We start from the raw sequence: 9,677 nt of genomic DNA, 5'->3' as shown, positions 1-9,677 counted from the left end.
AATGAAGGTATGCGCCTCTTCCATCACTAATACGGTCGGCAGAGTCTTGCCGTTGTTGAGCTTGCGGTAACGCTGCAAGGCTTCCAACGTCATGCGGGCAATGACGGCGGTGATGATATGGACGACTTCCGCTGGCACCAGTGAAAGGTCGATCACCGTGACTGAACCGTTGGAAGCTAGGTCGTCGCCGATAGTCTTGCTCAGCCAATCATTGAGATTGACTCCGTTGGCACTTGAAATAGTCGATCGCATCCGCGCATCGGATAAAATGGTGCGAATTCGAGAAACAAGAAAATCAACGTATTGACTGGATCTTTCTTGCTCAGCAAGAATTTCCAAGTGATCTGGAAGCTGAGTGCCGTCAAAGGGGATCGGAACATCTTCATCAGGGCCATCCTGGAAAGTGATACCTCCGACGGTATCAACCGAACCTTCAAGCGCCGTTACAATTGATTGAACGCTGGCCTCATTGAATGCTCGATAGTATTCAATTGTCTTTCCGTCCTTGACGAAGCTGTTATGAGCAACAGTCAGTGCGCCGTTGATTGCTGCAATGGCCTCACCAAGCTTGTGTTGGTCGTCAGTGGAAACCTTGGTCTGAAGGTCAGCGGCTATTGCCTTCAGGCGAAAGCCAAATTTTGTTTCATCGGTTTGAATTTCTCCTGATCGAATATCCCTGCGGATGGATATCAACCGTGATGACAGATATCGACGCAAGGCTAGTTCTTCTTCCTCCGGTGACAAAGCCGATAGTGCTCGACCAGCTTTAACATCACGCAATGCCTTTCTCAGCAATGGTCGCTGCGTTTTACCGCTGGCTTGGGTGAACGAACTCCACTCTGAGCTGTTCCAGAACCACAGCGGAACCTGAAGCTGTTCAATGCCTTCGGAGGCTTCAACAGCGAAAATGCGGACTTTGCTCATATCCTTGAATGTATTGGCGTACTCTCCGTTGGGATCGAGCACGATGAAACGAGCATTTGGGTCACCCCCTTTTCGAGCTTTGCGGGCTGCATCCATCGACCAGCGAATCAATCCTGCAACCGAGCACGACTTCCCGCTGCCGGTGTTGCCCAAGACAGCCAAGTGGCGACCGAAGATGCGATCAGGATCAACCTTGACCTCGGCATTGGCTGCCAAGGGGCTTACGCCGATCTTGATGCGTCGGTTCTCACCCGACTCGACAATGGCGCGCAGCTGCTCCTGGGTGGGCAGGATGATGGGGTCGCCCACCGAGGGGTACGCTTCCACGCCGCGGCGAAATTCGTATTTACCTTCCGAGTAGAACAGGCAGCCCAAGGGATTGAGGCTCATCTTCCGCAACGGGTACGGTAAGTCTACCAAGCCGAAGTCCTGCATCCCCTTGCGTTTCGGGTATTGGGAACGCTCGATGGTGATCCACTCCACCTGGGCTACAAGGTAGCCCTGGTCGCTAGGAGCCAGCACATAGCCATTGACGCGCGGAAACGGGCGTGGAACTCCGGTATTCAATGCCACCCCGTCGGGAGCCTCAATGTCCAGCAGAACCTTGATGCCGTCGGGTGAGACGTAATCAATGGTGCCGATGCGCAGCGAGTCGGCGTAAGCCAACGGAGACATGGTCATATCAGCTCGTCTCCGTCACTAGAGGAAGCCTTGCCAGATGGCTTGGAAGACTGCTGAGTCTTCCAGCGTTGATTCAGAAGTTCGCCCATGCGGAACGTCGTCTTGTCGATGGCAGCCTTGGGCATGTAGTGCTCGGTCAAGGCGGTCAGGTCGGCCAAGGCGGGGCCGATCAAAAGACTGATCTGAGAAGGCCTACCCATCTCCTTGTAGGTCTGCATGATTCGACCCAGCGGGTCGTTGTAGGCGATCACCACCAAATGCGTGGATGGAATAGTGAGCATGTCCCGAATGACGCGGTTGATATGCTCATCGCCGAAGCTGTAACCATAGGTCACCAGTGTGCTGTTGGGTCGGCAAACTGCCGCCGCGAAGTCACGGAACAGTTCGACGTAAGGGTAGTCGGCGGTTTCCCTGTCCTTGGCTGCATTGGGGTAGATCATCAACGTGTGGGCTGTTGCTCCATCAATGCCGGGAGCTTTGAGGAATGGATCAAAGTCATTCGCCCCGAAGGGCAGGCCAATGCGCCGAATGTCCTTATCAACCTGTACCCAGTCCACGGAGCCATGAAGCTTGGTGAAGCGAGCTACGCCCTCAAGATAACGAGGCTCGCCCCGGATGCCAGGCGGGTTGTAGTGCATGTCAAGATCAAGACGCGAAGAGCGGAAGATCGGCATCAAGGTACCGAGGAAACGATCCAGAAGGTGCAAGCCAGCAAGTTCTGCACCAGCCTCGATCAGGCGGTCGTAGTTGGTGGTGAAAATGTTCAGACGGTCACGAATGCCAGTTCGGCTGGCAAAACTCATCAGAAAGGTGACAAGCGTATTGAAAGCATCCTCGCGCTTGGTGTCATTGGCGGAGACAATTCCTTTCTCGCTGGCCAAAATGGATTTGGCAAACTCGCTCATGCCTTCCGCAATCTCATTGCGAAGTGCGCCCTCACTGCTGTCACCCAAAATTTCCAGCCCTCGCAGAAGCTCGTTGGCAACACGCAACTGGTCCTCCAGATTGTTTGCCTTTCGTCCTGCTGCTTCAGCTGAAACTTTCGCTGAGGCACTGATTTTTTCTTTGTGATTGCTAAGGTTAAGTGCGTCCATGCCAGCCGCAAGATTCCCGGTGGCCAACTGATGAACTGCATGGGTCAAGCCGGAGCCGGCAAGCAGGGACAGATGCTCGGACTGAAACAGCGAAGTTAGCCAAGGCTCAATGCGGGTTCGCAGATCCTTCTGGTTGAACTCTTTGGAATCGCCGTCCGCCCAAGAGGCATCGTCTCCATCAACAACTCTAAACTTGCCAACCTCGGTGGAATTGAACGAAATCGGGCTCCGATCGTCTCGAACTTTGATTACGTTCTGCCCCGCACTCTTGGTGACTTTATCGTCAGCATTCAAGCTATCGCTGCTCGCGTTCATTGGCAATTCCCCTTACACCACTTTTTTTCATCAGCAAATAGGTACTGACGCCCCTGATAAATCCCCACGTTCAATAGTCCACCGCTAACGTCCCGCAAAAGAGACTCGTGGCATCTTTTGCAATAGAAATGGCCTTGCGTACTTCTTCGCTCGTCAAATCCAAGGCTCTCAGCTTGTCCTTCACTTCGGCGACGGATTCGATTCGTCGATAGGCTTTAGCGTGCGTTTCTGCGTAAGCAGCCAATCCCTGCAACTTGGGCAGCGCATCGGCCAAGTGCAGGCCATGGGGGTCAACAAGGTCAACCACCACGTTCCCATCCTGCTCGGCGAAGAAAACGAAGTCGGGGCGAACGATCTTGTATTGGTCGCCATCGAGGTAGGCAATGCCCAGCGACGACTGCCCAGGTTGTCCTGGGTTGCGATACCAGAAGGCAAAGCCTTTGCGCTTGCACTCGGTCTCTACAACCGCACGCTCCCAACCCTTCAACTCGGACGGATAGTTGCCGGCATCGTCGCAAAGCAAGTGCTTCTTCCAAGTTAAGAGCACGGTCACCTGGTCGTTCTCCCTTGCCTTGGTTGCCTCGTAACGGGCCTCCGGCTTGACCAGCTCCAGGTTCTGCGGCTCGGTGCTCATCTCGATGATCTGCCGGTATGACTCCCTGCGGTCGTCGCTGAGCACCTTGATCTGCGGCCCGTACTGCACCAGCCATGCCTTCGCCAGCTTGTCGGCTTCGGTATCAAAGTAGTCCTGAACCTCCATCACCAGGCCCAGCCCGGCGACGGTCACACGCGCCTCGACAATGGCTTCCAGGAATTCTTCCGCGTCGTCATCCGGGTCTGCCACCTTGTAGGCCAAGTGATCAACGTAGGTGCGCGAAATGTCCGGGCTGAAAACGCGAGCCGCTCGCCGGTAGGCGTCGTCGATCACCGCCATGTCGGCGTCTTCCCAGAACTCGTCCAGGCTCTTTGCCTTGCCCTTCATGTCGGCGACTACGGTCTTGCCGTCCACGGTCATGACCGCCTTTCGCTTAGCCTCGATCTTCTCCTTCTGGCTTTCCTGGAAGTCGTCCAGCGCCTTATGCATGTGGGCGTGAGCCTTCTTGCCCGCGCCGGGGAGGATGTCATCGGAAGCCAGCTCGTGCGCTAGCGCGGTCAGTCGCTTCGCCGGCTTCGCGCCACGCTGTGGCCGGGTCTGCGACGGCAATGCCTCGAAAGCCTCCCACACGCCCGCTGAAGCGGCGGGGTTGGGCTTCACCTCCACGTAATCGATGAGGATGCGCCCAGGCGTTGCCGGCAGCGTGTCATCGCCCTTCATCAAGGCATCGACCACTTCCTCGACCGTCTTGCGATTGAACTTCGGCAGCAGGCAGTCCACCGCGTTCAAGCGGTCGTTGCCGGGGATGCGGCGAGCCAGCGGCGAGCGCACCATGCGGCCCAGCAGCTGGGTGATGTGGGTGCGGTCGCTGGCGGCGCGGAAGGACACCATGACCTCGGCGCGGGGGCAGTCCCAGCCGGTGCTGATGGCGTCCTTGGCGATCAATATCCGCACCCAGGTCGATTCCTGGACGCGCTGCGGCTCGATGTGGGGCACGTCGCGGTTGCCGAACCTCTGCGTGGTGTGCTCGCCCAAGACGTGCGCCACACTGGCGACGGGCAACTCAGGATACCGCTCGAAAATAGTGTCAAGGGCGCGACCAATCTCGTTTGGATCGGGCGTGTTGGGAACCTGCAACACCATCAGCGGGACGACGACGTGCGCCTCTTCCTGCTGCCTGGCGTATTCGGCCCAGGCCGCAGTGGACTCCTTCAGCTTGTCGGTTGCACGGCGCACCAGCACCGTATCGAAGTCGCCGGTTTCGTCGGGGATATCGAGCAGGATGGTGTCCTTGATGAGGCCGGATTCCTGCACTTTGGTCGAATCCACTACCACGTTCGGCAGCTTGATGTGCTTGCCTGCGAACTCAATGGCCTTGTTGAAGCGCTCTACCGTGGCCGAGATGCCCCAGACCACCGGGATGCCCGGCACGCCACCGGAACCGTTGATGAGCCGCTGGACGATGGTGTTCTTCGCGTTCTGGTTGGCAGTGGTTGGCGCGCCCATGCCGCGGTGCGCTTCATCCAGCACCAGATACAGGGTCAGGTCTGGATCTTCGATGGTGTTCTGTATCGTGTCCCACATCGTGTATGACCGCAGATCGGGGCGGGTTTCCGGCAACAATTCACCGGCCTTGGCTTCCAACTCTTCCTGGTCGTGGCCGCGCACCAGCAGGCTGTTCTTGCCAAGCTTCTGGGTGTTGAGGAAGTAGATTTTACCGGCCTCGAACTTTGGCCGGTTGAAGCTGTTTTCCACCACCACCAGATCGGTGTGGTTGATGCGATCGCTGGCTTCCATCAGGCGAAAGCGGGTCTGTTCGTTCAACGATGGGTCGTCGCTAAACCAGATCACCACCGCGCTAGGGTCGGCATCGAAATCAAACTCGTCGTCGCCATGGAATAGCGCCTCGAACGCGGCAGCGGCCATGACGGTCTTGCCCGCGCCCGTAACGGCGGTCAGGGAGAATGCGGTCTTGTCGGACTCGCTATGCCATAGCCGGCGCGCCTTCCTAAGATTGGCCAGGGCATCGCGGACAGCATCGCGCTGGTAGTCCTTGAGAGTGAACTTCATCCGTTATTCCCCGTTGGCGAAGCTGAAGTTGGTGAGGTAGGACTCGTACAGGCGCACCGGCTCTACGCCATCCGGCAGGCGCTTGGCAATGGCCTGGAAGCGACGGTCGTCGTCGGTAACGATGTAGGCGATACGCAGTCCATCGACCTTCTTCACCGCCTTGATGAAGGGCGTGGCCATGTCCACTTCGGTCAGTAGGCCGTAGGCATCTACTACAGCCCATCCATCGGCGGGTAGCTTGTCAATGCGCTTACCGCGCGAGCCGGCTCGCAGCCACAGCAGCGGCGCGATGCGGGCGAAGGCCAGGTTGTGGCTGACCGAAACCGGGGTTTCGTAGGTCAGGGTGAAGAACTCGGCGTTTTCCTCGAAGCCTTCGGCCATCGGGAATTCGTCGGTGAATTTGTAGTCACCACGGATGGGCTCACCATCGGGTGTCTTGCCAGTAATCGCGGCGTCGACGCGCGGCTTGGTGATGTAGTCGCAGATGCCCCATTGCTCCCATTCGAGATCACCGGGTCGCAAGCCTCGCTCACGCAATGCCTTCTGCTCATCCGCCGCGACTTCGTTGTTGGTAACGGAGATACATTGGCGGCGACCACCATCCTGACGGTTCAGGCGCATCACGGCATGGGCGGTTGTGCCCGAGCCAGAGAAGAAATCTAAGATGACGGCAGCAGGCTTGTCCGCAACAAAAAACCGAAGCGCATCCTCAACTGCGTATAGCGACTTAGGGAAGGGGAAGCGACGATCTGGAACCAACTTGGACAAAATCAGTGAACCACCATTCTCTGCGTTGTGCGATGCCATATTCCATACGCGTTTAGGAATCACACCCTTGCGTTCGCGGTGAATGGCTTGGACAGCACCATCCGGATCACGGCCAACTACATCAATTCGCCCATCCTGTATCGCATCTACCGTTCCGCTTGGCAGATAGTGAATTGCTACCTGATTTTTCTCTGGTTTGTAGTTGCGAGCACGTATGAATCCCTCCTTGAGGTAACGTTTAGCCGTGTCAGGCGTGATTCCCCAAAGCCCCTCGCCACCGTTCGGCCTCAATGGCCAAACGGAAAAAGTTCCGGTCGGAGCCTTTATCTTCAATCGATCAACATCATCGGTGATTGGTTCTCCGATGGATTCAATGAAACCTGACTTCGTATCAACGAAGATCGGGTAAAACTGGTTTGGCCGTGCTCCTCGCTTCGCGGTTGGTTCACGCCGACGAAGCCCAAGCCACTCAATAGCACGTCCGATTTGCGCAATGGCCGAGCGAGAATCATCCAGCATGTTTTGCTCACCAAGCTGGACGGTGGACTTGCCGAGCCTTGCGAAATAGATGAATTCCTCGACGCGCGAGAATTGACCGAATCGCGCCACTCCTTTCGCGCTAATTACCGATGTGACCATTTCAATTTGCGCTTCAGGAAACACCTGCTCCAGCAGCAAGCCAAGCCGCAGGTATTCCTTTTCATCGATGGTGACAATCAGCACCGAATCAACAGGGTTCAGAAGCTCCTTGGCGGCCAACAAGCGACGCTCCATCATCGCCAGCCATTTGCTGTGGCGATATAGATCATCGCCCTCGACGTAATCGTTGTTGTACTTCCAGTCCTTTGCCCCCGTGTTGTACGGAGGATCGATGTAAATGGCATCGGCCTTGCCCCGGTGCGTATAGGTCAGCGCCTTGAGGACGTGGTAGTTCTCGCCGTTGATGACCGTCTGGAACGGCTTGTCGCCGCCGCACTGCACCTTGCCGGTACTAACCAGGCCCGGATAGATCGTGTCGCGGAACTCGGCCACCACAACCAAGTCATCCAGTGCCACCGACTGCGTTTCTGCCGTGGTCGCGCCGGGCAATTCCAGATCAGCAACCTGCTTCGCCTTGTGGATGGCCTTTATCTGCCAAAGTCGCTGGTCGCCCTTCCTGGTGGAACCACGTTCTGGCAGTACGCGCACCTTGTCGCCCTTGCGGATGGCGCGCTGCGGCAGTTCAACTGCTTCGGGGCTATGACGCTCAAAGTTCAGACCAAACGGCAACCTCGCCGACAGCACCTTGAACTCTCGGTCCAAATCCGCACCCAACTTCGAGTCTTTGGACTTGGCTTGGGCAATCAAGTCGGTCAGTCGTGACACAGTGCCCCCTGTAGCGTGTTCATACATTCCCCAACGGCAAATACAACGTATGCGAATTCGCCGTGGCTTCGCGGAAGCCATAGGCGCGATAGAAACGGGCCGCCTTCTCGTGCAGCGCATCCACCAGCAGAACGCGCACCCCAAGCTGGTTGCGTAGCCCCAGGCAGCGCGCCACGGCATGCGCCAGCACGTAGTCACCATGCCCCTTGCTCTGCTCACTGGCCGAGACGGCTAGTCGTCCCATGCGGATGGCCGGCACCGGGTAGGTGGGCAGGTGCTTTCGATCCGCCTCCTGCAAGTCGGTGAGTAGGAGCTGGGCAGCGGACAGGCTGTAGTAGCCGAGGATGCGGGCCGGATCGCCGTCATCCACGAGGACGTGCGTGGTGCTGATGCCGGCGCGATGGTGCTGGGCGGCCTGCTGCCGCAGGTAGGCATCCAGCGTGGGCTCGCCACACGCAAACCCCTCGCGGTCATGCCGCTTGGGTTTGAGTTGCTCGACAACGAGCACGTATTAGGCCTGCGCGACGCGGGCGAGGGCTTTCTTCAGCTTGGCATTGGGCTGGAAAGGAGCATCCAGCGCCTTGAGGAAACGTCGGGACTCTTCCGCTGACAGGGTAACAGTCAGTTCCGCGGCCATGATGTTCTCAGCTTCGCGCAGTACCGCATCACGCACAAAAGCGGACAGCGGCACGCCTCGCAGGTCGGCGGCACGGGTAATACGCGCCTTGTCCGTGGGGTTCAGGCGCAGATCGAGACGGGCGGCAGCAGTGGTCATGGCGGTTCTCCTTGTACGGAATAATACCGTACAATGGCCGCAAGTCAAATGCCGGTTCGGGGCTGCGTCGCAGATCGCTGGCCGTTGCGGCCCGCAGAGAGATGGTGCGTCAGCGTGCGGGGTTCTAAGCTCTTTAACGGATACCTGATCGACGGCGTCGCTGACTCGCCTCGAACTTCGCACTGACGCCACCAAGGATGCTGTGGCTGCGTGTGCAATTGTAGAACCCCTTGATGTAGTCGGACACATCACGGCCCCAACAACCAGTTCGCGATGAAGCGGCGGCCTGACGGACCAGCCGATGAACCTGCGCGAGAAACGGGGCTCCAAAAGCCCTGGGTTCTCAGCTGCTTGTTCTCATACTAAGCCACGCATCCCGAAGCACTCGCGCATCAACCAGCGCGTGGTGCCTATGAGCCGCGACCATTGGATCGGTAGAAAACCTGGCTTCTATAGCCGCTTGCAATGAATAGCCGGTAGCCAGTTGCATTTCAAAATCTGGCGCAGGGCCTAGATCCATTCTCTCGCTGGCCAGTAGGCCAGTGCCATCCAGTGCACTACGAAATAATTCGAAGTCCAGCGGATAGTCTGCGACAAGGATTGGGTTTGATGCGGCACCAACGAAATCGCGAAGCGCCCGGGTTAGGGCTAGGGCGCTCATTGCAGCTACGCCACGCTCCAGGAGCGGGTAGACAGTCTGCTGCACGAATAAGGGCGCAGGTGCAGGAAGCTGCTCGCACTCGGCATAAAAGAAGCTCGACCCGTCTTCGCCGACCAAGGCGATGCTCACCAGTTCCGTCTCAAGCAAATCTGCCCATTCGCAATCCAGGAATAATCGCATGCACTTCCTACTATTCGATGATGCTTAATCGAAAAAAGAACTAGCCATATCCATTCGGAAGATCTCCGGTCCACAGGGTCATTTCGTGGCCATTGTGGTCGAGAATCCTCATTGCTCGAAGCTCCGGGTGATTGTCTAAGATATGAGAGAGCTCGTGCAGCACTGCAATAGGTACTGCGCTCTCTCCAAGCCAAGTCACATCAGAACGCTTGCGCATCTTCTCGAGCCCTTCAAGCGCCTTTATGTCCC

Annotated in this window: 8 protein-coding genes; all 8 read right to left on the bottom strand. The window is 57.4% G+C overall.

The annotated features are described in order from the left end of the window. Nucleotides 1-1,605, bottom strand: a 1,605-nt coding sequence (locus tag LN450_RS14380) for an ATP-binding protein (RefSeq protein ID WP_228892853.1), incomplete at its 3' end; no start/stop codon positions are given. Beyond that, the gene (locus LN450_RS14375) at nt 1,602-3,014 is read right to left on the bottom strand and encodes an SIR2 family protein (protein WP_029819457.1); all 1,413 of its coding nucleotides are present in this window, start codon (nt 3,012-3,014) and stop codon (nt 1,602-1,604) included. The genes LN450_RS14380 and LN450_RS14375, both read right to left, overlap by 4 nt. A gap of 70 nt (nt 3,015-3,084) precedes the next feature. Beyond that, nucleotides 3,085-5,679, bottom strand: a complete 2,595-nt coding sequence (locus LN450_RS14370) for a DEAD/DEAH box helicase (RefSeq protein WP_074038381.1) — start codon at nt 5,677-5,679, stop codon at nt 3,085-3,087. Between the two features lie 3 nt (nt 5,680-5,682). Next, on the bottom strand, nt 5,683-7,812 hold the full coding sequence (locus LN450_RS14365) for a site-specific DNA-methyltransferase (RefSeq protein ID WP_029819459.1): 2,130 nt from the start codon (nt 7,810-7,812) through the stop codon (nt 5,683-5,685). A 19-nt stretch (nt 7,813-7,831) separates the two neighbouring features. Next, nucleotides 7,832-8,320 carry a GNAT family N-acetyltransferase gene (locus tag LN450_RS14360; RefSeq protein WP_029819460.1) on the bottom strand — a complete coding sequence of 163 codons (489 nt, stop codon included), beginning with the start codon at nt 8,318-8,320 and terminating at the stop codon, nt 7,832-7,834. 3 nt (nt 8,321-8,323) lie between these two features. Then, nucleotides 8,324-8,587 carry a type II toxin-antitoxin system TacA family antitoxin gene (locus LN450_RS14355; RefSeq protein ID WP_074038380.1) on the bottom strand — a complete coding sequence of 88 codons (264 nt, stop codon included), beginning with the start codon at nt 8,585-8,587 and terminating at the stop codon, nt 8,324-8,326. A 343-nt stretch (nt 8,588-8,930) separates the two neighbouring features. Beyond that, a complete protein-coding gene (locus LN450_RS14350; protein WP_074038379.1) occupies nt 8,931-9,428 on the bottom strand; it encodes a 3'-5' exonuclease family protein in 498 nt (165 codons plus the stop codon). A 40-nt stretch (nt 9,429-9,468) separates the two neighbouring features. Beyond that, the coding region (locus tag LN450_RS14345) for a hypothetical protein (protein ID WP_228892845.1) at nt 9,469-9,677 on the bottom strand (209 nt) is incomplete at its 5' end.

It is taken from the genome of Xanthomonas euvesicatoria pv. euvesicatoria (assembly GCF_020880415.1).
GTDB lineage: Bacteria > Pseudomonadota > Gammaproteobacteria > Xanthomonadales > Xanthomonadaceae > Xanthomonas > Xanthomonas euvesicatoria.
The sequence above is the reverse complement of the archived record's forward strand: the minus strand, read 5'-3'. Positions and strand labels throughout refer to the sequence as shown.

Coding starts and splice junctions, on each gene's coding strand:
- LN450_RS14355 (WP_074038380.1), bottom strand. CDS start 8,587: ATGACCACTGCTGCCGCCCGTCTCGATCTGCGCCTGAACCCCACGGAC.
- LN450_RS14375 (WP_029819457.1), bottom strand. CDS start 3,014: ATGAACGCGAGCAGCGATAGCTTGAATGCTGACGATAAAGTCACCAAG.
- LN450_RS14350 (WP_074038379.1), bottom strand. CDS start 9,428: ATGCGATTATTCCTGGATTGCGAATGGGCAGATTTGCTTGAGACGGAA.
- LN450_RS14370 (WP_074038381.1), bottom strand. CDS start 5,679: ATGAAGTTCACTCTCAAGGACTACCAGCGCGATGCTGTCCGCGATGCC.